The following is a 23,387-nucleotide window of genomic DNA, read 5'->3' as shown; positions in this document are numbered from 1 at the left end:
AGCGGTGATCAATCCGCTGTCATTATTTCTTCGAGGCTGCGATTCCTGCTTCGATAATTGGCAGGAAGTCGCTGGCTTTCAGACTGGCTCCCCCGACGAGTGCCCCATCAACATGGGGCTGAGTGAGCAGTGTCAACGCGTTGTTTGCTTTGACGCTGCCGCCGTAGAGAATCCGTGTTGCTTGCGCAACTGAGGAATTGTAACGGGTTTCGAGCCATTTGCGAATGTGGGCGTGAGCTGAGTCTGCTTGCTCAGGGGTGGCGGTCAATCCGGTGCCGATGGCCCAAACCGGTTCGTAAGCAATGACAACATTTGCCATCTGCTCCGCGGTGACGCCTGCAAGTCCGCCTTCCATCTGGCTGTCGAGAACGGGTTCTGTCTTCTCGCCTTGTCGCTCTTCGAGCAACTCACCGACGCACAGGATTGGCTGGAGACCTTTGCTCAGTGTGGCTAACACTTTACGATTGATCACAGCATCGGATTCGCCGAGCACGTGACGACGTTCACTATGTCCCAGAATGACCGCTTTCACGCCGACGTCCTGCAACATTTCCAGCGAAGTCTCGCCAGTGAATGCCCCTGGAGCTTCGAAATAGGCATTCTGTGAGCCGACGACGACGTTGCTGCCTGCCACTGCGTCAACGACTGGAATCAGATACGGAAATGGTGGGCAAATCAAAACATCAATGCTGCCAGCATCTTTTGAGCCTTCAGCAACTGCCTTCGCCAGCGCAACCCCTTCAGCGCGAGTTGTGTTCATCTTCCAGTTGCCGGCGACCATGTAACGACGCATGACGATTCCTCAAGAATTGATCTGCGAGTCCGAAGCGACCCGCTTTACATAACGAATAATTTGAATTTGAGGAATCGTAGCAGGGGAATTCCTGCACTGCGAGTGTGCTTCGTGGCTCTCGGCCACTTAAACTGGCCAGAATCAGCAATGAAAGCTGCATTCTCGCCTGAAAGCGACGCCAGCGCCTCAACAAATCAACCCACATCAATATGTCTAGGCCTTTTTCACCGATTTCCCCTCCACAGAGAAGTAGCGAATGATCCATCCACAATTGCTTGCAGACTGCCATGTTCTCTTTGAGACGAAGCTGAACTCGGTCTTGTTGAATCGGAACGGATCCGTCCCGTGGATCATCCTCGTTCCAAAGACAGAAACGTCAGATCTTCTGGATCTGCCGGCCGCAGAGAGAGAGAGCGTCGTCGCAGAAGCTGCAGTCGTCGCAGCATTTATCCGCGAGCACTGGAACCTAAAGAAAATCAATTTTGCTCAACTAGGCAATGTCGTCCCACAGATGCATATCCATATTATTGGGCGAACACCGGAAGATGCCTGCTGGCCAAAACCCATCTGGGGGAACCTGACCGATTCCCGCCCTTACTCTGAACGGGAAATCCAAGCGATCAGAACCGGACTTCAGCGAGAGATGAATAGCTCGACGCCCCAATAATGGGCGTTGAGTCACCCCCACCACACGATCTATCGCGGTGCTTCCCCTTCGAGCTCTGATCGCACTTTTTGACGGCGCAACCGAAGTCGAGTAAACAGCTGCTCAAATCGACGTTCAATCGTCGAGGGAGTTTTCGCTTCAGGCTTCTGCTCGACTGTCGGCACAACCAACGGTTCAGGTGAATCGATTCGTCGCGTCACACGTTGCTCAGAATACTCCCGAATCTCGGAGCCGAATGGAGGCTCCACATACTCCTGAATTTCGGTGCGAATCGTGTTGACCAGTTCCAGCATGTCTTCTTCTGGAATCTGAAATTTCGGAGGCTGCTCAATCCGCGTGGTCGTCTCAAAATTCTGGTCAGCTTCCACCTGATCAAGCAGACTCATGTCCACCGAAGAACGACGTTCTTCTGGAAGTTCGCTGATCCTGTCCAGCATCGTGTAGCGATCGATGACAACCACTTCACTCAAATCCGACTCGTGCTCTTCCGCGAGTTCGTAGGTCGGGATCGGGAAGCTGAGAATCTGTTCTGTCGCTCTCCACTCCGATGAATGCTCGACCGCTTCCTCTGGCGTCAATTCTGGTTGCACCACATCGATCCCCGCTCCGACTTCAAAAACAGCAAATTCCATGGAATCCTGCTCACTGCTGAATGGGGATGACGGGGCTTCCTGAAGAGTGCACGCTCGGTCATGTGCGTGTGATGACTTCTCGCCCGAAGATGAGTCCACGTCCACCAGATGGTCCGAAACTGACGTCATGCTTCCATCGTCCAGCCGCAAAAACTCTGGAATCGGAAACTCATCGGTTTCTAGCTCTGTCGGCGAAATTGGGCCGGGGTGTTCAAAATGGAGTTCAATTCCTTCGTGCTCCAAGGAATCATCGAGGGGACTGGAATTCCATTGTGTTGGCGCTTCTTCGATCGCAGCGGCTTCCCCCGGAACTTCATTCCAGTTCAATGGCAATTCACGCAAACTCAGAAGAGCCTTGCGAACGGTGCCTTGGTCAGCAGGTCGCTGTTCATCGGCGAAAGCGAGCAGCAACACGTGATCAACAAGTTGTGTCAGGCAGCGAAGATTTCCATCGCTGGCGCGACACATCAAATCCAACGCCTCCTCAGTGAAGACACTCAGCAGATCTGGCTGGCCGCAAGCCCTGAATCGCTCGCCCAGGAACCGAATTGCGTCGGTCAGCGGCAGCAACTGCAAACAGATCTGAGCGCCAACTCGTTGATTAAACGAAGTTAATGCGGGATCCGCCAACTGCTCTTCCAGTGAGAATGTCCCGCTGAGCACTGCCTGGATCAGGTGCTCTCCATCTGGAGCATATTCAGTGAGCGTCCGGATCTCTTCAAAGACTCTGAGTGGAAGATGATCGGCATCGTCCAGAATCAACAGAATTCGCTTCTGTTCAGCATGAATGTCGCGGGCAACCTGCAACAGTTTTAACCGAGCTTCCTGCTCCGTCAGTCCAACGTATCCCATGTTGAACTCGAAGAGGATCCCCTGCAATAGCCCAAGGCGATTTTCGATGCTTGATGAGTTCAGAATCACAGTCTGATGATTCTGGCTGAGCAACCTTCCAAGTCGCTTGCAGAGCATCGTCTTTCCCATCCCGGGAGCCGATGTCAGAATCGCGATTCCTCTGGATTGGGTGATGCAATGAACCAATGAATCAAGCGCATCCTGAAACGAAGCAATGCCGACAAACTCGTCCACTTTTGGAGCCGTTGAAAACGGTCTTTCATGAAGTCCAAAAAAGTTCTCGTACACCGGCTGACCTCATCTTCCAGAGTGTGCCCTGACTGGCACGTTGCATCCATGCAGGACGATGCGTCGATTTGAATTGCGAGCATGCCCCCTCGATTACTCACATCGAATTACTGTCAGCCCGGCATTCAGGAAAACACGGATTGTCGTCAGAACCGAACCTTCGCGGGCCACCTGCAAAGACCTGGAAATCCAGAGAAGATTTAACGACAGGCAGAGATTGCCACTGCGACTCTATTAACACCTGAGTCCATCGAAGATCGCTCCCGCGATCCCCAGGCACAATCAACAAGTGAAGATTGTTTCAGCCATTGGCTGCACTCATGCTTGGATCGCTGGATGCAGAAGAATCTCGCAATCGTGTTGACGCATCTGCTGCAATTCCACTTCTGACGAAACCATACGCAGCGATGATCGCCAGACATGTAATCAGAGGTGCCCGCATGCGTGCATCGCTCCAATAAAATAGATGCACCATCGTCAGCGAGAAAATGCAAGAAACTGGCACCAGCCAAGCGAACGTGAAATTCCGTCCACTCAGCAACTGACGTGCAATTCGATATCCGCCGCAGAGAAGTCCCAGCCAAAACAGCGCGTAAAACGTGCGAATGCCCCACAAAACGAGTGGATTCATCAGGCCAGCCTCAGGACCATGAGGCCCCACATTCCAAAACCAGGTGAACTTCAATAACGATGCCCGAAGAAACGTTATTGGCTCGCTCTGAATCGTCTCAAACGCTTTACGCGACATCCACCTGTCTCGTGCGAGTTCGGACGTTGCTCCGGCAAGCTCGGCTTCTCGATTGAGATTCTGATACCACTGTTCCTGCCCTGGTCCTCGAGTCCCATCCCAGATCGTCCCCCAAGGCTGATCCACCACTTCCCGATAAAACGCCGAATTGTTTCCCAGCAGCAAGGTATAGCCCCCATGAGTCGTCATTACGATTGGGGCCTTCAACGTGATTTGATTGCGAATGACCCAGGGGAGAACACAAACAGCCGTTCCCAGAAGCGCGTAGATCAGACCGAGACGCTGTCGACGAAGGGTTTCCCTCAGGTCCCCCTTCAGAATCGCTGCCAGGAACAACATGATCATGAGAAGTACGCCGAAAGCCCAGAAAGTCGGCCGGGACAACACAGCTAGACCGAAGACGACTCCGGTCAGAAAGTCAATGAGACGAGTCCGACGCGGCACCGTCAACAGCGCCAGCAATGCGGCGATCAGCAACGCGCAAACCGTTTCTGTCATTGAAAATGCAAGATACCGCACGGAGAGTGGATCAAATGTGAACAGCACCAGCGCGCAAGCGGTCTGCCAGCGATGAAACCCGAGGTGACGACAGGTCTTGGCGAGACAAAAGAACGTCAACGCTGCCATCGCCAGATTCATCAGTCCCCGCGCCCACCACTGATCCGTTCCGCAAACGGGAACGAGCAGCAAGGGATAAAGTGGCGGGCGAAAGGCATTGGGAATGGGTGGTTCGCCCGTGGCGAATCCAAAACCATCGCGGAGATTTCGGGCGATTTCCAGATAGGCATCAGGGTCGAGAGACAGGTCGCCTCGATAATGCCAAATCGCCAACAGGCGAATAAGAATGAATCCCCCCAGCAGACTGCACTGCCAGACAAGATCAGACGGAGGTCGGCTCGACGGAGTTTTCACGGGAGGATTTTAAAGTGTTCCCGGAAATTCCGCACGCAGCAGCGAAATTTGGTCGGTCTACCAAAGGGAACTTCAGTGTAAAACGGGTTCCACGCCCCAGGGCGCTCTCCACACGAATTCGGCCTTGGTGCGTATCCATAATGTTCTTACAGAGCGCAAGTCCGAGTCCGGTTCCTCCCTGCCCGTTTTTGTCTGCAGTTTTGGTGCTGAAAAAACGGGTAAAGATATGGGGCAATTTATCAGCCGGAATCCCGCTGCCGGTGTCCTGAATCGCCACTTCAGCCCAATTTTCTTCGCGATTTTCGGAGATCGAGATCGTGAGCGTTCCTCCCGGCCCCATTGCTTGACGGGCATTCACGATCAGATTCAACAGAACCTGCTGAATTTCTCCCGGATTCACTTCAGCGTACGGATCTCCCTTGATCTGGAGATCGAGCGAAATGCGATGCGCGTGCAGGTCTTTATCAACGAGCACAACCATGTCATCGACGAGCTTTTTCAAGCTGTTCGCTTCTCGTCGCTGATCCTTGGTTCTGGCATAGGACAGCATGCCAGTGGTGATTTTGGCCGCCCGCTGACCAGCTGACAGGATCTTCTCGAAGGCCTTGTCACGGTTGGCTTTGTCTTGATGACGCAGACCGAGTTTGGCGTAGTTGATCACCGTCGTCAGGATATTATTGAATTCGTGGGTAATCGACGTTGCAAGCTCACCGACCGACGCCAGCTTCTGTGCAAGAAGAAGTTGGTGTTCCAGTTCTGCCAGTCGCTCTCTGAGGTTGTCGATTTCAGCAGATGTGATCAGTTCTTGTTCGTTTTGAGAGACCACAGTTGTTCGCCGCTCTAGCGCCAGAGTGAGACAAAATCTTGCGAATCGGTCTGGAGACTGAAATTCGCTCGTCGTACTACAAATCCATTTGAATGCCGACGTCGGATCGAAAGTTCATCACTTCGCCATTTCGTCTGTATTCAGGCATCGACACGACCAGCGACAGGACTTCATGCGAATGGGCATCATCTGCTCACTCGGCCAAGAACGATCCGATCATTCCTGTTGCTCAACACGATGTCCGTAATCGTGTCAGTTGATGAAGTCGGCGCGTTCCTGAATCTCCTCCCGCTTTACCCCATTTTTTGTCAGTTCCTGCATTAAATCCGATCTGGCCCCCTCTTGAGCCGACTTTTCCTTCAAAATCCGCACACGTAGACCTTCCGCAGTCCCCGTCAAATTTTGCGCCCGCTGACTAATCTCTTCGAGTGAAATGGGGGTTCCCGAGGAATTCAAGACGCCATCGGTCAGCCGGTAAGAACCTCCTTCGATCACAATGGTCATGATGTCGGAAGGATAGGACTCGAAGGCGTTCTTCGGTGCTGCAACTTCAACGGAGGGTGCCGGCGCCGGAGATTCGACAGCGGTATTGACCTGAGTCTCATTTATGTTGGTTTCTGGCGCCGAAGAAACGCCGTACCCGGTTCCTGATCCCCCCAGCCCCGGCCCCTTCCAGAAATTTGCCAACCAGACTCCCAAAGCCAGCAGCCCGACCACAGCCCCGCCTGTTACAACTCGTTTGGCCTTCATCTTTCCCCCGTCACGTGCGTTTCACTGATGTTGCTCATTTGAACTGGAACAATAGCTTTGCTTCCAGTTCCAGTGCGATAGGAAATCGAATCGCGGTGGCCAATTCACCTCACACGTTTCAATATACTTTGCTTTCTCCCTCTTCAATCACAAATCCGGTACGCGGAAGGTGAATTTCAACTGATCTCAAACAACAAAAGTCACCCTGATCGATGTGCTCAGGATGACTTCTGCGAGAGCCAGTAGAGAACCTTCGATTTCTCACCTTTTCAATCTGCGACCTTCACGACAACTTTTCCGATTTGCTGATTCGATTCGAGATACTGGTGCGACGCCACGATCTCTTCAAACGGAAAGACCTTCGCGACAATCGGCTTCAACGCCCCAGTCTTGAGCCCGTTGAGAATGAATTCAATTCCTTTGACCACACGTTCTGGACTGGAAGTGAATTCGAACAACAGATAGCCACGAATCGTCAGAGTTTTGCTCAGCACTTCAAAAAGCGGGAGCGGAGTCGCATCGGTACTCAGAGCGCCGTACAGAAACAAAATCCCCCCGTTTGCCATCGCTGACGTCAGTCGGGCAACAGTTGGACCGCCGACCGGATCGAAAACCACTCGTGCCCCTTTTCCATTGGAAATTCGCTGAGTTTCTGCGACGAGGTCCTGTTCTTCGGTCGCAATGACGTGTGTTGCGCCAAGATCTTTGAGTTCCTGAACTTTCTTGCTGGTGCGAGTCAATGCGATGGGGATTGCTCCAATCGCATGACAAACCTGAATCGCAGCCAGTCCCACACTGCTGGAAGCCGCAGGAATTAAGACGAACTCACCCGCCCGCAGTTGAGCGATATCAACGAGTGCTCCCCAAGCGGTCAAATACTGCATCCAGATGGACGCTCCCTCTTCCCAGGAGAGATTTTCTGGAAGTTGTGCCACGGCATGAACTGGAGCCAACATCAGATCCGAATAGGCCCCGTACTGGTTCATCGAGAACGCAGGGATCGTGCTCACCTTGTCGCCAACTTTGAATTGGCTAACGCCCGGGCCCACTGCTTCCACGATCCCAGAGGCTTCGTAGCCAATCCCCGAGGGAAGATGCGCTTCCTCCAGATAGGCCCCACTCCGGTACATGGCTTCAGCGCGATTCAACCCGATCGCTTTTACTGAAATTCTGACTTCACCCGCTGCTGGCGCAGGGACATCCAAAGTGTCGATTTGAAGTACTTCCGGACCACCTGTTGAGTGAAATCGAACGACACGTGACATAGGACTGGTTTCCTGTTGAACGTGAATAAAGCAACGGCCACTAAACTCTATCATAGAATCAGGACGCCAAATTCAAAGAAAAAGCCGCGTCCCCAAGAGGGTACGCGGCCTGAACGTCTCCTGACGTCCTGTCCCATTATGCCTTACGCAGGCGTCGTGCGATTTCATCAACGATCTGATCCACGGGCAGGCGGACCTGCTCCAGCGAATCGCGATCTCGAATCGTCACCGTTCCAGCACTCAGTGTTTCATTATCCACTGTGATGCACCACGGTGTTCCTGCTTCATCCTGACGGCGATAGCGTTTCCCAATCGCAGCCTGTTCATCATATGTGGTCGCGATCCCGGCATTTCGCAGAGCGCGGTAGATTTCCTTAGCCTTTTCAGGCTGGCCATCTTTTTTCACCAATGGGAAGACAGCGACTTTGACAGGAGCCAACCGTGGATGGAATCGCATGACAATACGAGTCTGCATGACCCCCTTGTCATCTGGAGCCTCATCCTCGTAGTAGGCTTCGCACAGGAACGCGAGGGTTGCCCGGTCTGCACCAGCACTTGGCTCAATCACGTGCGGCACGTAACGCGACTTGGTGCCTTCATCGAAATAGGTCAGATCCTTGCCTGATCCCTGATATTTCGGCTTTCCGTCTGCCCCCTGCTCAACAATCAACTGCCCGTTTTCGTTCTTGAGCTTCCCTTCCATATGGGAGCGCAAGTCGAAGTCACCGCGGTGGGCGACCCCTTCCAATTCCCCGTATTCCCCTTCTTCAAGGAACGGGAACTGGTATTCAATATCCGCGGTTCCACAGGAGTAGTGGGACAGCTCGTCAGCAGCATGATCTCGCAATCGCAAGTGCTTTGGACCGATTCCCAAGCTTGTGTACCAGGCAAAACGGCGATCTCGCCAATACTGGTACCATGCTGGCGATTCTTCTGGCTTACAGAAGAACTCGATCTCCATCTGTTCAAATTCTCGTGAGCGGAAGGTGAAGTTACGTGGAGTAATTTCGTTCCGGAAGCTCTTTCCGATCTGCGAAATTCCAACTGGCAACTTCACCCGTGTGGAATCCATCACGTTTTTGAAGTTGATGAAAATCCCCTGTGCGGTTTCCGGACGCAGAAACGCCGAATCCGTCGCTTCATTCCCCAAAGCACCGAGCACGGTTTTCATCATCAAGTTGAAATCGCGTGGCTCTGTCAGTGTCCCTGGCTGGGTCGCGTCAGGAGCAACAACGTCCCCGTATTGTTCGAATGAAATTTCGGCAAGGCTGATGATACTTCCCTTCCAGACAAGCTGGTCAGCCTCTTTGTTTTTCATTCCAAACAGCGACAACGCCTTCTTCGTCAACGTTTCATCAACGAGATTGTCTTCAACCAGCGCGGTCACGAAATAAGACTTCACGACGCCGTCGGTCGCTTTGGCCAATTTCCCTTCGACCCATCGTCCCTTGGTGTGGTCGAGTCGGTAGCGGCCCTTCGCCTCACGGCAGTCAACCATCTTATCGCAGAACAGATCGTAGTGACCGCTGACCTTCCAGACCTGTGGATTCATGATGATCGAGGTCTCGACTCCAACCATCTGGTAGGTGCCGGGGGCCCCCTCCGCGACTTCCAGCGAGTCGTGGCTGGTGATCATGTCTTCCCACCAGGAATTACGGACATTGCGTTTCAATTCGGTCCCGAGAGGACCGTAATCCCAGAAACCGTTCTGACCGCCATAAATTTCAGAGTTCTGAAAGATGAATCCACGTCGTTTGCATAGCGAAACGATTTTGTCCATCAATGCTGAACGATCCGTATCGGCCATGGTTGCTGCTTTTCCTGTCTCTGAACTAGTGTGTCGGGTGATGCGAAAGTGTAGTCGATCCCTCGAACTGGGAACACTCGACAATCCGTGCATTCACCAGACCCGAAAATCCCCCATGAGTTCATATCGTCACACACAGACTTCCCCGCTGTTCTTATTGTTCGCCCCGATCTGGTTCCTGCAGGCAATCGTTCCATTCATCACAGATCTCCCCCCTGGGGCGGACCTCATGATCTGGTGGGCCGCAGGGGTTGCGCTGCTGGCAACGTGGCATTTTTCGCGTCTGACAGTTGTTGACGAGGGAGAAACAATCGCTGCCGCGTTTGGAAAAGTCTGGATTCTCGGAACAAGAATTCGATATGACGAAATCGTCTCGTACGCTGAGGAAAAGACGAGCTGGACCGATGGCTGGGGCCTGCACTACGTTCGGGGAGGCTGGCTGTGGAACGTCTGGGGCTTCGATTGCATCCGCATCACCACCGAAAAACGGACGGTGCGCATCGGAACCGATGATGTGGCAGGCCTTTTCGACTTGCTCGCAGAAAAAACTGGCGGTTCACAGACTTAGCCCCCGTTTCAAGGAGCGTGGCGGCGAATGCTGGAAAATCTTATTCAAACGCCGTGCATATCGCTGCTGGAACACAACACTCTCGTGCGTGGCGTTCCAGACCAATTGTCGGTCTAAGTAAGAGATTCAGGCCGACGCCCCCCAACCGCTGCTCGAATCGAATGTCCTCGCCCTGAAACTCCTGCCAAATCGCGGTTCAGAGTGCGGATTGAGCACTTTCCAATCATTCAGCTTGCTTCTTCAATCACTTCGTCGTCGACGTAAATCGGCAAATGAGGATCGAAGTGGGCCGCCAGTGCGATTGCGTCGCTTGGTCGGCTGTCGATTTCGATCAATTCTCCGTTGAGACGAATCCGGATAACAGCGTAATAAGTCCGCTCGACCAGATTTGTGATCACCACGTCCTGAACTTCGCCTCCCATCTCCTGGATCGTATTTTTCAACAGATCATGAGTGAGGGGACGAACGGGGACATGCCCCTGCACGCGGCGATCAATGCTTGTCGCCTCAAAAATCCCGATCAGGATCGGGAAAGAGCGTTCGCCATCCACTTCGCGGAGGAACACCACTTGTTGATCATTGATCTCGCTGATGATGATGCGAGCCAGTTCCATACGGACCAACACAGTCAACTCTCCCGTGAATTCTCAACGACGTCTTCGATGATCCAACGTTGGTAGACGTTTGAATCAAATTCAGTTCTCTAGAAACGAGTTTAGCGGCACAGGCGTCTGCGCCGCTAATGATCTCGCACTGATTGAATCAGAATTTTTTTTCCGGAGCGAATCTCACGAGAGTTTCACGTTCCAGCGGAGATCCACACAACAACTGAAGTGAGTGTCTCCCCGACTCGTCTCTACAAATCTCAATGTCTGGGACAAATCATACCTTCTTAAGGAACGTCAATCGTCCTCGGTCAACCCATTCGGCAACATAGATGTTTCCATCGGCATCAAACGTTGCATCGTGAGGGTGAACAAATTTACCGGCAGGGTAGCCTGCAGGGTCCTGCCCACGAACCTTAAATCCATCAAGAACCGTTCTCGTCCACTCTTCGTCGAAACCGAGATTCGCCACGATTTCGTTCTTTACATTCATCAGAATGATGCGGGCGTGCAAATCGGGAACGAGTAGCAGGTCTCCTTGGGTTTCAACATTTGCCGGGAACCCCATCCCATAGAAGTAGGTCACAGGGACTTCGCCCCCGCCGGCCACAGCCGCAACCCCCTTTGTGCCTGCTTTTTCCTTCTCCGCTTCCGGCACCCCCTGGAAGATTTCAACTGGCTTGCCGTCGAGAGTGAAGTACTGGAGGCGCACATTCGCGCGGTCAGCGACAACCAGACGATGCTCGCCCCCGCGAGTGTCGATCCACTGCCCATGAGGCGTCACCATTTTGCCTGCTTCCTGGCCGCTCCCTCCGAAACTTCGGATCCACTTTCCATCTAAATCGTATTGATGAATATAGTTCGATCCATACCCGTCACCGATATAGAAACCGCCATGCGGACCGAAACAGACGTTTGTCGGGCTGTAATTCGGTCTCGCGGGTGCAGGGCTGCCAGCATCTTTGGCTGCCTGAATCGCAGCGGCGGTCGGCTCATCGTACAGATGCGGCTCTTCTGGAATCAGCTTCTTCCAGACGACTTCACCGTCAGTCGTACACTTCACAACGGACTGATTGGAAGTGTTCGAGAGGTAAACGAATTCCGTCCCCCCTTCTTCGCGGAGATCAATACCGTGACCGGCGCCTGCGTACTCCTTTCCAAACGAGCGAACAAACTTACCGCTCGGTTCGAAGACGACGACGACGTCGCAGGGAGCATTGCCTCTCCCCTGGTGAGAGATGTAAACCAGTCCATCTTTACCAACAGCGGTCCCGTGAGTGTTCAGATATTGAATATGGTCTGGCACTTCACCCCAGAGGTGATGGCATTCGTAGAGATAGTCGCCATTCCCGATGACAACCGGTTTCTTCCCTGCTTTATCAGTCGCTCCAAGAAACGCGGGAGCGATTCCAATAGCCAAGGCAGAGGTTCCAGCAGCCTTGAGAAACGTCCTTCGATCTGTCCCGATTGTCATTAGAATCCATCTCCAAGAATTTTCACCCGGACTGCCCCAGCACGCCGGCCATCAAGTCAAACAATCTAATCATTTTCATATCACATCAACACACTCATACGCAAAGATTCGCGGGAGCGACAAGTGAATCTTCAAGTGCGAAACCTTGATATTTCCCGAAGATTCTGCCGGCTCTATTTCGCCGATAAATTCTCCGGATCAGGTTCTCCGAAAACCGAATTCGGCAAACTCGCACGGCTCAACTCGTTACGACAGAATCACTTACATGCACAGAAGGGAATTTGCAGCACACGATTGCCGCAAATTCCTTTTGTCACTAGAATTTCGAATTCTCATGGATAAAGCTATTTTCAGTGAAAATAGTGATCCCATTTTGACTTAAGCATAACGTTGGTCTGAGCCATGCAGGACGGTATTCACCCGAACTATCAGCCGGTCGTCTTTTTTGACGTCGGAGCCGATTTCAAATTCCTGACACGTTCCACAATGACTTCCAAAGAGAAGATTACGTGGACCGATGGACAAGAATACCCACTCATCAGCGTGGACATCAGCTCTGAATCTCACCCGTTCTACACAGGTAAGATGAAGTACGTCGACGCCGCTGGACGCGTTGAGAAATTCCAGAAGAAATACGGCTGGGCCAAAAAAGAAGGCTAGCTCACAATTTGCTGAAGCAGCTTCAGGACGTTTTCCTTTTCGTCAAGGAGAACGTCCTGTTCTACTTCTCCGGCACTCTCTCGGGAACCACCTTGGATGGGTTCGACCGAGTTGATGAGCTGCTGCCTGCTCCCGCACCAGCGAAGTCGGTCGGAGATGTGGTCGTCGTTCATTACTTCTCTGGTCGAATTGCAGGTCACTCATGTTCCCCAGTCTGGAATCCAAGCTCAAACGCTTTGAAGAGCTTGAGCAACAGCTTCAAGACACCGAAACGCTCAGTAACCCCACGAAACTCGTTGAAGTCCAACGGGAATATGGCGGTTTACGCAAAGTGGCAATGTCGGTTCGGACATTCCACCAACTGGAAGACGACATCACTGTCGCCCAGGAAATGCTCGACTCGGAAACTGATCCCGATTCAAGAACCTATGCGCAGGATGAGCTTCGGGAACTGAAAGAGAAACGAGACGCTCTCGCCGCAGAACTCGAAGAAATTGTCACCGCTGGAGACTCCATTACCCGCGGTGGTCTCATCATGGAAATTCGTGCTGGAACTGGCGGAGAAGAAGCGGCCCTGTTCGCTGGCAACCTGTTCAACATGTATGCTCGATTTGTTGAAGCACGCGGGTGGAAGATCGAACTGATGGAGTCCGCTGAATCCGAAATGGGTGGATTCAAGGAAATCGTTTTCTCCATCACCGGGGAAGGTGCTTACCATCAGCTGCAGTTTGAGAGCGGTGGACACCGCGTGCAGCGAGTTCCAGAAACAGAAGCACAAGGTCGAGTTCACACAAGCGCAGCAACTGTCGCCGTTCTTCCAGAAGCGAGCGAAGTCGAGCTCGACATCAAAGACGAAGACCTCGTCATTGAAACAATGCGTGCTGGCGGACCGGGCGGACAGAAGGTGAACAAAACCGAAAGTGCCGTCCGCATCACACACATCCCGACAGGAGTCGTCGTGAAGTGCCAGGATGAAAAGAGCCAGCACAAGAACAAAGCCAAAGCAATGCGCGTGTTGCGAGGCCGAATTCTCGAAGCGCAACAGCGGCAAGCGGACGAAGAACGAGCCAGCCAGCGTCGAACACTGATTGGGTCCGGGGACCGCAGCGAACGCATTCGTACGTATAATTTCCCACAAGGCCGTTGCACAGATCACCGAATTGGTTTGACCCTGTACAAGCTGGATCAGATTATGCAGGGGAATCTGGACGAAATGATTCTGGCAATGCTCGAGTTCGATCGACAAGAGAGACTCAACGCGAACAACATCTAACGGGCGTCGCTTGCTGCGAGACGGATCAGCGCAGAATACGACTTGATGCAGGACCACGGAGGATTGAATTTGACCGCCAACGGAACCACCGCTGATGAACCTTGGACGGTCAAACGCATCCTCGACTGGACAGTCAAATTCCTGACCGAAAAAGGAAGCGACACTCCGCGACTCGACGCCGAGATCTTGCTTTCCCATGCTCGCAAGTGCAAACGCATCCAGCTCTACACGCAGTTCGACCAACTGTTGACCGACGATGAACGCACAACGATGCGAGGATTGGTCAAAAGGCGAGCGGCCGCTGAGCCTGTTGCGTACCTCGTGGGGCATCGCGAATTTTTCAGCCTGAATTTTCAAGTTCGACCGGGAGTCTTCATTCCTCGTCCGGACACTGAAATCCTCGTGATGGCTGCGCTGGAAAAACTCAAAGAACGCCCAGAGCCGACGCTTCTGGAACTCTGCTCGGGATCAGGTTGTATCCCGATCACAATTGCCAAGAACCACCCCAAGGTTCAAGTGACGACCGTTGAGATCAGCCCCGAGACAATCGAAGTCACGCGGGCGAACATCCAGCAACATCAGGTCGAAAGCCGAGTGAATTCGCTCGAAGGAGACCTCTTCGGGCCAGTTCCTGAGGGGAGCCGATTCGACCTCATCGTCAGTAATCCTCCTTATGTCCAGCGAGGCGAAATTGCAGAACTCGCCCCCGACATTCGGGACCATGAACCGCATCTGGCGCTGGATGGCGGCCCGGATGGGCTGGACGTCATCCGTATTCTCGTGCAAGAATCACCTCAGTGGCTGAAACCTGGTGGATGGCTGATGTTTGAACTCAGCCCCGAGCAGGCTGCAGATGCGGTGAAACTCCTGAACGATGCGGGCTATACAAAAGCCGGAGTGAAGAACGACTTGTCGGGGCAGGCACGTGTTGTCCTCGGATGCTTTGAGTAGATCCCTAACCTGCTGTTTAGTCCATTACAAAACGATATTCGCGAACGGATTCGCAGCATGGATCACATTCTCATACAAGGAGGTCATCGACTGGCCGGTGAGGTCAATGTCAGTGGCGCCAAGAACGCCTCGCTGCCAATCATGTCCGCCGCACTCCTTGCGCCGGGATGCACTCAACTGCACAACGTCCCCGAGCTGATGGACGTGCGGATTCTCACCCAGCTACTGGAATCACTCGGAACCAAGGTTACCAGGCGCCTCGACGGCGCGATTGCACTGGATGTCGTCGATGAATCGGTGGTCACAGCCGATTACGATCTCGTTCGACAGATGCGTGCCAGCATCTGTGTTCTCGGCCCCCTGCTCGCACGTCGGAAGCAGGCGATTGTGTCTCTCCCCGGAGGATGCAACATCGGTAACCGACCGATTGACCTGCACCTGAAAGGACTTGCTGCCCTCGGAGCAGAAATTCATGTGAAAGCGGGCTACGTTCACGCCTCTGCCCAGCAACTACGAGGAGCCCATATTTACCTCGCTGGCACGAGTGGCAGCACTGTGACGGGGACCTGCAATGTCATGTCGGCAGCGACACTCGCACGTGGGACAACGATCATCGACGCTGCAGCCTGCGAACCGGAAGTTGTCGCGCTAGCAGACTTCCTCAACCAGATGGGAGCCCGGATCTCCGGCCACGGAACCACTCAGCTTGTGATCGAGGGGGTCGAAGAGCTTCACCCCACATCTTTCCAGATCATCCCGGACCGAATTGAAGCAGCCACTCTGCTTCTGGCTGCAGCGATCACCCGCGGATCGGTCACCCTGAAGAACACCATCCCAGGGCATATCCACTGCGTCATCGACACACTCAGGCAGATGGGTTTTGAAATCAGGCTGCACTCCCCATCGACACCAAATGCGGTGCAACGAGTTTCACTCACTTCATCACACTGCCCAACAGCCGTCGACATTACCGCGCTCCCCTACCCCGGATTCCCTACGGATCTGCAAGCAGTGTTCATGTCTCTGGTCAGCACCATCCCTGAGACGACTGTCATTCGAGATCTGGTGTTTCCGGACCGGTTCACACACGTGGCAGAGTTGTGCCGTATGGGCGCAGATATTCGCCTGCAGGGAGACTCGGTCATCATCTCCAAATCTCCCCCGCTGAGTGGTGCCCACGTCTTGGCATCAGACTTAAGGGCCGCGGCCGCTCTGGTCGTCGCAGGACTGGCGGCAGAAGGCGAGACGACGATCAATCAGATCCATCATCTCGACCGGGGATACGAACAGCTCGAAAGAAAACTCGCTCAACTTGGTGCGAAGATTCAACGCCTGAGTGAAAGCAACGAGACTCCCTCGCAGACTTCGAAGTCGTTACAAGCACGCGATCCTCGCCACAAGAAATCTGCGTAGAACAGATTCGTTGAGCCGTTAGGTGGACTCGTCTTTAGGTTTGACCTGCCCGGGGGCATCCGTCGCACCTTGTGTCCCAAGCTTCGTTGCCCGCTCTGCCTGGATCGTTTCCAGACGAGACTTCGTCATCAACTGACGTTTCAACTCGCAGCGTTGAGTCAGCACCTGCTGGAACTCGAACGCCCAGTTTCTTCTTCGAGAAAATGGTTTGAGCAGTTCCCGAACTTCGTCCATCGATGCGGGTCGCTCTGCGGGATCGATCGCCATCATCCGCACGATGATATCCGACAATTCAACTGAGACATTTGGATTGACGGCGTCCACGCGAGGCCTTGGTCCGGTTCGATGTGCTGCCACGGTCGCTGCCCGGGTCGGACGTGGGAACGGACGCTGCGCAGTAAGCGCGACGTACAATGTGCATCCCAAGCTGTAGATGTCCGCTCGGGCGTCGACTTTCATGCTATCGATCGATTGTTCAGGAGCAATGTAATCCGCTGTTCCAAGACAGTCGTGACCGAAAATCATCGCGAGTGAAAACTCATCCTGATCGATCTTCTGATCGCCGAGAGTTAACCCGAAATCGAGGATCTTCGCAGCCCCTCGCATATCGATGAGGATATTATCGGGCTTCACATCCCGATGAACCATGTTCCGTTCGTGGAGGTAAGCCAACCCCACCGCTGCCTGACTGATCACGTCACAGGCTGCATCCCATTTCATTGGACCAGCGGAAAAACTGATCCCTTCAAGCAACGTCACCCCTTCGAAGAGTTCCATCACCATGAAGTCTGTTGTTCCGAACAGGTCTTCGCGAGTTCCAAATTCGATTGTCCGAACCAGACGCGGATGATTGATGTTCATTCCGGCCTGCGCTTCCATTCGAAAGCGGGCTCGCATTCCGGAATCGTGCTTGAATTGCTCGCCGAGGATTTTGATCGCAACTCGTTCCTGAGTATTCAGATCGCGACCAATGTAAACCTGCCCCATCCCTCCGAAACCGAGCACTTCCGTCAGCACATAGTCGTTGATACGCAACCGTCGACCACGGCTCTTCAGAATCTCTTCAGCCTGAAATCGGGTCACAACCCGAGCGCGGATGGCGAGCTTGGCCATCTCGAGAGGGTCTGTTACTCGGACGACAGGTCGCGATTTTAAAAACTCACGAATCTGTTCTTCCGGGGCAACCCGACTTTTTACAAGTTGCTCGGCGAAAGCCTCCGATGTCGAAAGCATACGCGTTGAACCTCATGACTTGTGAGTAAAATACCCGAAGGCATGCAATGGGTCTGATCTGAGCGGAGAAGTGGAGATTTCCGAATCCGCTGATTGGCAGTTTGAATCATATCGATCAATCTTCACTCATCAAAGTAGTTACGTCGAGATTTTTCTGTAACTTTCGCCGAACTTTCAAATTATTAAAACTTCCCTTGTTCGTGCCATTCGGGAAAATCCAGCGACTTCCAGACCAGCGACATGTGCTGATCGTGTCGCAAGCAGATAAGATACCGGTCACATCACACACGCCATACAACCCGAAGTTTCTGAAAGTTGCCATGAAGGAATTTGTCGATATCGACGGAATTCGTTTGCATCTGGGACATCCGGATCAATCCGCAGTCGATTGGATCGGTCAGAAAGAGATTCTGAAGCAACTTCTGGCCTGCTGGCTCGTCGTCGATCCGCGAGATCTCCCATTGGCTCCTCGGCTTGTCGGAACGCCCGGAATTGGGAAAACCTCGCTGGCAATCGCAGCGGCAAAAACTCGTCAACAAGAACTTTATATCTATCAATGCACGGCAGATACACGACCAGAAGACTTACTGGTCACGCCTGTGTTGGCAGAAAGCGGGAAGATCCAATACATGGCATCACCGTTGGTGACCGCAATGATTCGGGGGGGCGTTTGTGTTCTCGACGAGGGGAACCGAATGAACGAGAAGTCTTGGGCAAGTTTGGCCCCCCTCCTTGACCAGCGTCGTTACGTTGAGTCGATCGTCGCAGGGATCACAATTCCCGCTCATCCTGACTTCCGATGTGCGGTCACGATGAATGAGGATGATTCCACGTTCGAAATCCCGGACTACATTCTCAGCCGACTGCAACCGACACTGACTCTTGGATTTCCGTCAAAAGACGATGAACTTTCCATCCTGAAATACCATCTGCCGTTTTCCGATGAGGAAATGCTGAACCTCACCGTCGAGTTCCTGCAACAGTCGCACGAACTCAAACTCGACTTCTCAACTCGCGACGGCATTAACGTGCTGCGCTATGCTCTCAAGATTCTCGCTGCCGATCCGAACCATCCGATTGCTCGCGATCAAGCATGGCGGGATTCACTCGAAAAGTGCCTTGGTCAGGATGCGCTGGACCTCCAGTCGCTCGCGGATCGGAAGCGGCATTCTCTTGGAGGCAACGCAGTCCCGATGGGTTTGGGTGACTTTTTCTTTGATCCGAATCATCCTCTTCACCCGGACTACAACGGTGACGATGACGACGACTTCGAAGACGATGAGGATGACGAAGACGATTTCAAGTAACCGATCGCACAACCATTTAGGGGGAGCTAACGCTCCCCCTTTTCAATTTCTGGGGCATTTCCGGACACCCATCTTCACGAAAAAACTCACATCAGACATAAAATATCGTTCACCAGTCGAACGCGGCATCATATTATGTAAGTTTCCAGAAATCTCTTTGGTGCGACAACAAGGGTGAGGCGCTCGTGGCACTTTTCAAACTTGCGGTTGCTCTCATTGTGATCGTGACTGCGATCACGAATTCCGGCATCGCTTCGTCCCCCAGCAGCATCACGACTCAACTCATTCTCCCGCTGAGAGTTGACGACTTCGAAATCCGCCAAGCCACATCCAGGATAACTCGAGTCGCCGAAGGTCCAGCCACTCCCCCGAACGGGACGCCAAGCCAACCCGCTGACGAGGCAGCAAAAAGTCCGCAGAACGAGAAGAATGGAGAGAAAAAAGAGAACACTCCGACGAAGGAGACCACCCCGTCTTTAGTGGTGACCCGCCCCTCGACCCCGGAGAAATCCCCGAATCCGCTCGAGTTAGAGATGACCCCCAATCCAGCTGGCATGGTCCGTTTTAATTTCTCCGGGCAGCCGTGGCCCGCCGTCATTGAATGGTTGGCTCGAGTCTCCAACATGAGTCTGGACTGGCAAGAGCTTCCGAACGACCATCTCAACCTGATTACGCAGCGGGAATACACTCTTCCCGAAGCACGCAACGTCATTAACAGGCATCTGCTCGCTCGCGGTTTTACATTGCTTCAGAACGACGAACTGCTGACAGTCGTATCGATCGCGAAGCTGAATGTCTCCATGGTGCCTCGCGTCGATCCAGATGACCTAGCACAAAGGCTCGACGCTGAGTTTGTCAAAGTCTCCTTTCCACTCCGATCCCTCTTGGCAGAAAAAGCTGTCGAAGAGCTGAAGCCTATGCTCTCAGCGAATGGGAAGTTGACTCCCCTCAAGGAGATCAACCGGGTCGAGGCAATGGACTCTGTCGGCAACCTGCGCGACATTTACCAAGTCCTGCAGCAATCGCAATCAGAAGAGACGACCAAGACGACGATTGTCAGAGAGTTTCGATTGGAATATCGCCGGGCAGCTGATGTTGTTCTCCTTGTGGAAGCCATCCTGGGCCTGGAACCGAAGCGACCAGCCCCTCAAATCGGAGGCGAATCGGGAGGCGACATGATGTCGTTCCAGATGATGCAACAGATGCAGCAAATGCAACAGATGTTGCAGCAAAGCCAGCAGGCGGCGAACAGTGGTGGAAAGGTAAAAGAGGCAGAGCCACGTCTGATTGTGAATGGAAACGAAAACAGCATCCTCGCTCATGCGACTCCCGACAAAATGGAGATCATCACTCAAACGATCAAAGCGATTGATGTTGCGGGAAGCGATGTCTCCGGTCTGGATCGAAATATTAACCACGTCAAGCCGTATCGCCTGTCGACAGCAGCCCCCGGCCCCATCGTCTCCATCCTCAAGGAAATGGGCCAACTCTCCCCGCAATCGCGAATTCAGGTCGATGACAAGACGAAATCAATCATTCTCTACGGGAATATCGCGGACCACTACACGACTCAAGAACTCATCAAGCGACTGGATGGAGCGAATCGCAGCTTCGAAGTCGTACGACTTCGACGACTAAAGGCCGATGCTGTCGCCGGCACAATTCACTATCTGATGGGTGGCGAGGAAGAGAAGAAGAGCTCTAACAATAATCGTTATAGCTATTTCGGATATGATCCTTTCGGAGGTCAATCCTCAACAGCAAAGCAGGATCAGCGCCCGTTCAAAGTCGATGCTGATATCGTCAATAATCGCCTGCTGCTGTGGGCGAACGAAAGCGAATTGAAAGAGGTCGACGCCCTTCTGATCAAGATGGGTGAAATCCCACCGGGCACCAAGAATCTTGAAACGCAGCGAGCAATCGATCTCCACTCTGATGAAGAAGCAGCGAGAGTCATCGAGCAACTGAAAAGCGTTTGGCCGAATCTGGAGCCTGCACCACTTCAATTTCAACCGTCTCCGGTTCTTCAGCCCAAACCTGAGGCAATCACTCCGGTCAAGCCGCCGGCAGTCACATCTCAACCAACTCCTCCGCTCTTCAACAACATCGTCTGGCAAAACGAAATCGCGTCCCCCAGTGAGCCTCATCCCCTGCTCGCTGGAGAGGACGGGCTGTCACCGGCCACACCCGGGATTTCCATTCGAATACTCCCAAACGGCCGATTGATTCTGAATTCTCCCGATACCGATTCACTCGACCGTCTTGAAGATCTCATCACGGAACTCGCTCCGCCTTTAAAGGACTACCATGTCTTTCATTTGAAATATCCATCGACTTGGGCATTTGGGATCGAAACGATCCTCAAAGACTTCTTCAAAGATGAATCGCTGACCGAGTCGACTTACGATCCGTGGTACGGCACAACGAAAACAACACGCACGAATCGAAGTCAAAGGCTTTCAAACCAGCGTGAACTCAAAATCATCTCCAATGATGACTCGCACACAGTGCTCGTGCAGGGAGCGACTCCCGAGCAGTTGATGGTGATTCAGGAGCTCATCGACGTCTATGACACCCCATCGACGAATGACCCGCAATCTGTCCGCAAGACCGAAATTTTCCATCTGGAATACTCCAAAGCAACCGCCGTTGCAGAGGCAGTTAAGCAGGTCTACCGCGACCTTCTCAGTTCGAATGATCCCGCGTTGCAAAACAACAATGCGCAGCAAAAGCCCCCTGAAGATCAGAAGGTAAGTTACATTTTCGGGCGTCAAAATCAGGAAGAAACGAAAGAAGAAAGCCCAGCCCAACCAATCCGATTCAAGGGACTTCTCTCAGTTGGAGTCGATGAGATTTCCAACAGCATCATCGTCTCGTCGACAGATGGGCTGATGCATGACATCAAAGCCCTCATCAAACAACTTGACCTTGCCGCTCGACCATCTCACACAATACAGGTTCTACAAGTTCACAATGTCAGTCCCGAGATGATTCAACAACGATTGAAGAGTTCGTTTGCGTCTCCGATTGTTCGCAGCTCCGAAACCGGAAAGAAACCGGAAAACCAGCATCCACTCTCGGAGTCTCCGCCGCAGACACCACCCAAATAGTGATCAAGCGTTCCGAAACGAGCGTTCAACAACGCTCCTACGAGGCACACTGCGAGAGTGGCTTTCAGTCGAAAAGCCACTTCTGCGCCTTGGTCGTCGTGGGAGGACGAAACTTGCTGAAATCGAGTGGAGGGAGTTTTTCTCCCATCCCCAGCTTCTTCTTGAACACCTGAAATGTCTGCCGGATCTGATCTGCAATAGGCCCCGAACCATGCATACGCTCAGAGAACCGGGCGGAGTTCATTTCACCATTGCGACATCCCCGAATCCTGCACTCGACTCGCTCCTGTAGCTCTGGATACTCCCGGGAGATCCACTCCTGAAAGACTGGAAGGACCGTCAGCGGCAGCCTTAGGATCGTCATGTTGGCGTGTCTCACACCGACCTCCGCTCCGGCTTTAAGAATCGCTGGAATTTCGGTCTCGTTCAGTCCCGGGATCACCGGAGCAACCATCATGTTCACGGGAACTCCGGCACTGCAAAGCGTCTGCATTGCCCGTAGCCTGGCTGCTGGTGTACTTGTTCGAGGCTCCATCGATCTCGCCAGCGCAGGGTCCAAAGTCGTCACGCTCAGATTCACCTGAACGAGATTCAATACCGCGAGTTGCTGCAAGAGGTCGAGATCGCGAATGATCAGTGCGTTCTTGGTAATAATGGAAACAGCCTGCCGTGCTTCCAATGCGACTTCGAGACATTGACGCGTCAACCGAAATTCCCGCTCGGCCGGTTGGTAGCAATCAGTGACACCTGAGAAATGGATGAGTTCTGAGGTCCAGTTTTTCCGGCAAAGAAATTCGCGAAATTGCGCAGCTGCGTTGTGCTTCACGTAGATCTTCGACTCGAAATCGATCCCGGCGTTCAGGCCCAGGTACTCGTGGTAGGGCCGGGCGTAACAGTATGAGCAGCCATGCAGACAGCCACGATACGGATTCGCAGAGAACCGGAACGGAATATCCGGGCTTTCATTCTCTGAAACAATTGTCCGGGAATCGTCGGCCAAATATTCGGTCGGAACCCGCTGCAAGCCGGCAATCAGATCTTCATCGTATTCGAGCTGTTCAAAATCCTCTTCGACATGAATTCTGTCGAAACGATTCACAGGCTTCAGCCTCGATCCTCTTCCCTTGGGACCGATGTCTGGACGTCCGGGTTCCATTGGAGTTCCATGAAGAGAAAGTGAATTCAAACAACCATGAAAAAACCGCATGAAGTGTACACCGGAACACTAACATGCGGTGATCGTGATTGCAATC

The 23,387-nt window shown here is 53.0% G+C and carries 20 protein-coding genes; 8 read left to right on the top strand and 12 right to left on the bottom strand.

The genetic code is table 11. The features are described from left to right. Positions 1–22 precede the first annotated feature (22 nt). A complete protein-coding gene (gene tpiA / locus SH668x_RS08140; RefSeq protein ID WP_437188197.1) occupies positions 23–793 on the bottom strand; it encodes a triose-phosphate isomerase in 771 nt (256 codons plus the stop codon). A 256-nt stretch (positions 794–1,049) separates the two neighbouring features. Here tpiA and SH668x_RS08135 point away from each other — a divergent pair, with 256 nt between their 5' ends. Continuing rightward, positions 1,050–1,460 (top strand): HIT domain-containing protein, encoded by a 411-nt coding sequence (locus SH668x_RS08135; RefSeq protein ID WP_437188196.1) that lies wholly within the window; start codon positions 1,050–1,052, stop codon positions 1,458–1,460. A gap of 29 nt (positions 1,461–1,489) precedes the next feature. Here SH668x_RS08135 and SH668x_RS08130 read toward each other — a convergent pair whose 3' ends face one another. From SH668x_RS08130 to SH668x_RS08105, 6 genes are all read right to left on the bottom strand, one after another. After that, a complete protein-coding gene (locus SH668x_RS08130) occupies positions 1,490–3,232 on the bottom strand; it encodes an ExeA family protein (protein WP_437188195.1) in 1,743 nt (580 codons plus the stop codon). Positions 3,233–3,533: 301 nt separating this feature from the next. Further along, positions 3,534–4,892, bottom strand: coding sequence for a hypothetical protein (locus tag SH668x_RS08125; protein WP_437188194.1), 1,359 nt, complete (start codon positions 4,890–4,892; stop codon positions 3,534–3,536). Beyond that, positions 4,861–5,718, bottom strand: a complete 858-nt coding sequence (locus tag SH668x_RS08120) for a sensor histidine kinase (RefSeq protein WP_437188193.1) — start codon at positions 5,716–5,718, stop codon at positions 4,861–4,863. Before SH668x_RS08120 ends, SH668x_RS08125 begins: the two co-directional genes overlap by 32 nt. 252 nt (positions 5,719–5,970) lie before the next feature. Beyond that, positions 5,971–6,468, bottom strand: coding sequence for a hypothetical protein (locus SH668x_RS08115; RefSeq protein ID WP_437188192.1), 498 nt, complete (start codon positions 6,466–6,468; stop codon positions 5,971–5,973). 269 nt (positions 6,469–6,737) lie between these two features. Beyond that, the gene (locus SH668x_RS08110) at positions 6,738–7,733 is read right to left on the bottom strand and encodes a zinc-dependent alcohol dehydrogenase family protein (protein WP_437188191.1); all 996 of its coding nucleotides are present in this window, start codon (positions 7,731–7,733) and stop codon (positions 6,738–6,740) included. Between the two features lie 136 nt (positions 7,734–7,869). After that, positions 7,870–9,540, bottom strand: a complete 1,671-nt coding sequence (locus SH668x_RS08105) for a glycine--tRNA ligase (RefSeq protein ID WP_437188190.1) — start codon at positions 9,538–9,540, stop codon at positions 7,870–7,872. Positions 9,541–9,655: 115 nt separating this feature from the next. On the opposite strand from SH668x_RS08105, the gene SH668x_RS08100 reads away from it, so the two are divergent. Next, positions 9,656–10,108: a hypothetical protein gene (locus SH668x_RS08100; protein WP_437188189.1), complete on the top strand. Its 453-nt coding sequence runs from the start codon at positions 9,656–9,658 to the stop codon at positions 10,106–10,108. 227 nt (positions 10,109–10,335) lie between these two features. Here SH668x_RS08100 and SH668x_RS08095 read toward each other — a convergent pair whose 3' ends face one another. Together SH668x_RS08095 and SH668x_RS08090 are read right to left on the bottom strand one after the other, a co-directional pair. Further along, complete coding sequence (locus tag SH668x_RS08095; protein WP_437188188.1) at positions 10,336–10,734, bottom strand: bifunctional nuclease family protein; 399 nt, start codon at positions 10,732–10,734, stop codon at positions 10,336–10,338. A 256-nt stretch (positions 10,735–10,990) separates the two neighbouring features. Continuing rightward, complete coding sequence (locus SH668x_RS08090) at positions 10,991–12,187, bottom strand: peptidase (protein ID WP_437188187.1); 1,197 nt, start codon at positions 12,185–12,187, stop codon at positions 10,991–10,993. Between the two features lie 402 nt (positions 12,188–12,589). Between SH668x_RS08090 and SH668x_RS08085 the strand changes: the two genes are divergently transcribed. Further along, positions 12,590–12,847: a type B 50S ribosomal protein L31 gene (locus SH668x_RS08085; protein WP_437188186.1), complete on the top strand. Its 258-nt coding sequence runs from the start codon at positions 12,590–12,592 to the stop codon at positions 12,845–12,847. Here the strand turns inward: SH668x_RS08085 and SH668x_RS08080 are convergent. After that, on the bottom strand, positions 12,844–13,020 hold the full coding sequence (locus tag SH668x_RS08080; RefSeq protein ID WP_437188185.1) for a hypothetical protein: 177 nt from the start codon (positions 13,018–13,020) through the stop codon (positions 12,844–12,846). The genes SH668x_RS08085 and SH668x_RS08080 overlap by 4 nt on opposite strands. A 29-nt stretch (positions 13,021–13,049) precedes the next feature. On the opposite strand from SH668x_RS08080, the gene prfA reads away from it, so the two are divergent. Genes prfA through murA form a run of 3 tightly spaced genes read left to right on the top strand, consistent with a single transcriptional unit; the run spans position 13,050 to position 16,484 of the window. Beyond that, positions 13,050–14,120: a peptide chain release factor 1 gene (prfA, locus tag SH668x_RS08075; RefSeq protein ID WP_437188184.1), complete on the top strand. Its 1,071-nt coding sequence runs from the start codon at positions 13,050–13,052 to the stop codon at positions 14,118–14,120. Between the two features lie 45 nt (positions 14,121–14,165). Continuing rightward, entirely contained in the window at positions 14,166–15,071 is a 906-nt protein-coding gene (gene prmC / locus SH668x_RS08070; RefSeq protein ID WP_437188183.1) for a peptide chain release factor N(5)-glutamine methyltransferase, read from the top strand. 57 nt (positions 15,072–15,128) lie between these two features. After that, positions 15,129–16,484, top strand: a complete 1,356-nt coding sequence (gene murA, locus SH668x_RS08065) for a UDP-N-acetylglucosamine 1-carboxyvinyltransferase (RefSeq protein ID WP_437188182.1) — start codon at positions 15,129–15,131, stop codon at positions 16,482–16,484. A gap of 18 nt (positions 16,485–16,502) precedes the next feature. Here the strand turns inward: murA and SH668x_RS08060 are convergent, their stop codons facing one another. Further along, a complete protein-coding gene (locus SH668x_RS08060) occupies positions 16,503–17,717 on the bottom strand; it encodes a serine/threonine protein kinase (RefSeq protein WP_437188181.1) in 1,215 nt (404 codons plus the stop codon). Between the two features lie 320 nt (positions 17,718–18,037). Here SH668x_RS08060 and SH668x_RS08055 point away from each other — a divergent pair, with 320 nt between their 5' ends. Then, complete coding sequence (locus SH668x_RS08055; protein WP_437188523.1) at positions 18,038–19,024, top strand: AAA family ATPase; 987 nt, start codon at positions 18,038–18,040, stop codon at positions 19,022–19,024. A 185-nt stretch (positions 19,025–19,209) separates the two neighbouring features. After that, positions 19,210–22,134, top strand: a complete 2,925-nt coding sequence (locus SH668x_RS08050; protein WP_437188180.1) for a secretin N-terminal domain-containing protein — start codon at positions 19,210–19,212, stop codon at positions 22,132–22,134. A 64-nt stretch (positions 22,135–22,198) separates the two neighbouring features. On the opposite strand, the gene SH668x_RS08045 is transcribed toward SH668x_RS08050, so the two are convergent. After that, positions 22,199–23,290, bottom strand: a complete 1,092-nt coding sequence (locus tag SH668x_RS08045; protein ID WP_437188179.1) for a PA0069 family radical SAM protein — start codon at positions 23,288–23,290, stop codon at positions 22,199–22,201. Positions 23,291–23,387 lie beyond the last annotated feature (97 nt).

Source organism: Planctomicrobium mucosum (assembly GCF_051466335.1).
Taxonomy (GTDB): domain Bacteria; phylum Planctomycetota; class Planctomycetia; order Planctomycetales; family Planctomycetaceae; genus Planctomicrobium.
Note: the sequence above shows the minus strand (reverse complement) of the source record. Positions and strands in the feature narration are given on the sequence as shown.

Bases quoted from the DNA above. Each gene is read 5' to 3' on its own strand.
- tpiA (WP_437188197.1), bottom strand. From the start codon at position 793: ATGCGTCGTTACATGGTCGCCGGCAACTGGAAGATGAACACAACTCGC.
- SH668x_RS08135 (WP_437188196.1), top strand. From the start codon at position 1,050: ATGATCCATCCACAATTGCTTGCAGACTGCCATGTTCTCTTTGAGACG.
- SH668x_RS08115 (WP_437188192.1), bottom strand. From the start codon at position 6,468: ATGAAGGCCAAACGAGTTGTAACAGGCGGGGCTGTGGTCGGGCTGCTG.
- SH668x_RS08110 (WP_437188191.1), bottom strand. From the start codon at position 7,733: ATGTCACGTGTCGTTCGATTTCACTCAACAGGTGGTCCGGAAGTACTT.
- SH668x_RS08105 (WP_437188190.1), bottom strand. From the start codon at position 9,540: ATGGCCGATACGGATCGTTCAGCATTGATGGACAAAATCGTTTCGCTA.
- SH668x_RS08100 (WP_437188189.1), top strand. From the start codon at position 9,656: ATGAGTTCATATCGTCACACACAGACTTCCCCGCTGTTCTTATTGTTC.
- SH668x_RS08090 (WP_437188187.1), bottom strand. From the start codon at position 12,187: ATGACAATCGGGACAGATCGAAGGACGTTTCTCAAGGCTGCTGGAACC.
- SH668x_RS08085 (WP_437188186.1), top strand. From the start codon at position 12,590: ATGCAGGACGGTATTCACCCGAACTATCAGCCGGTCGTCTTTTTTGAC.
- SH668x_RS08080 (WP_437188185.1), bottom strand. From the start codon at position 13,020: ATGAACGACGACCACATCTCCGACCGACTTCGCTGGTGCGGGAGCAGG.
- prfA (WP_437188184.1), top strand. From the start codon at position 13,050: ATGTTCCCCAGTCTGGAATCCAAGCTCAAACGCTTTGAAGAGCTTGAG.
- prmC (WP_437188183.1), top strand. From the start codon at position 14,166: ATGCAGGACCACGGAGGATTGAATTTGACCGCCAACGGAACCACCGCT.
- murA (WP_437188182.1), top strand. From the start codon at position 15,129: ATGGATCACATTCTCATACAAGGAGGTCATCGACTGGCCGGTGAGGTC.
- SH668x_RS08060 (WP_437188181.1), bottom strand. From the start codon at position 17,717: ATGCTTTCGACATCGGAGGCTTTCGCCGAGCAACTTGTAAAAAGTCGG.
- SH668x_RS08055 (WP_437188523.1), top strand. From the start codon at position 18,038: ATGAAGGAATTTGTCGATATCGACGGAATTCGTTTGCATCTGGGACAT.
- SH668x_RS08045 (WP_437188179.1), bottom strand. From the start codon at position 23,290: ATGGAACCCGGACGTCCAGACATCGGTCCCAAGGGAAGAGGATCGAGG.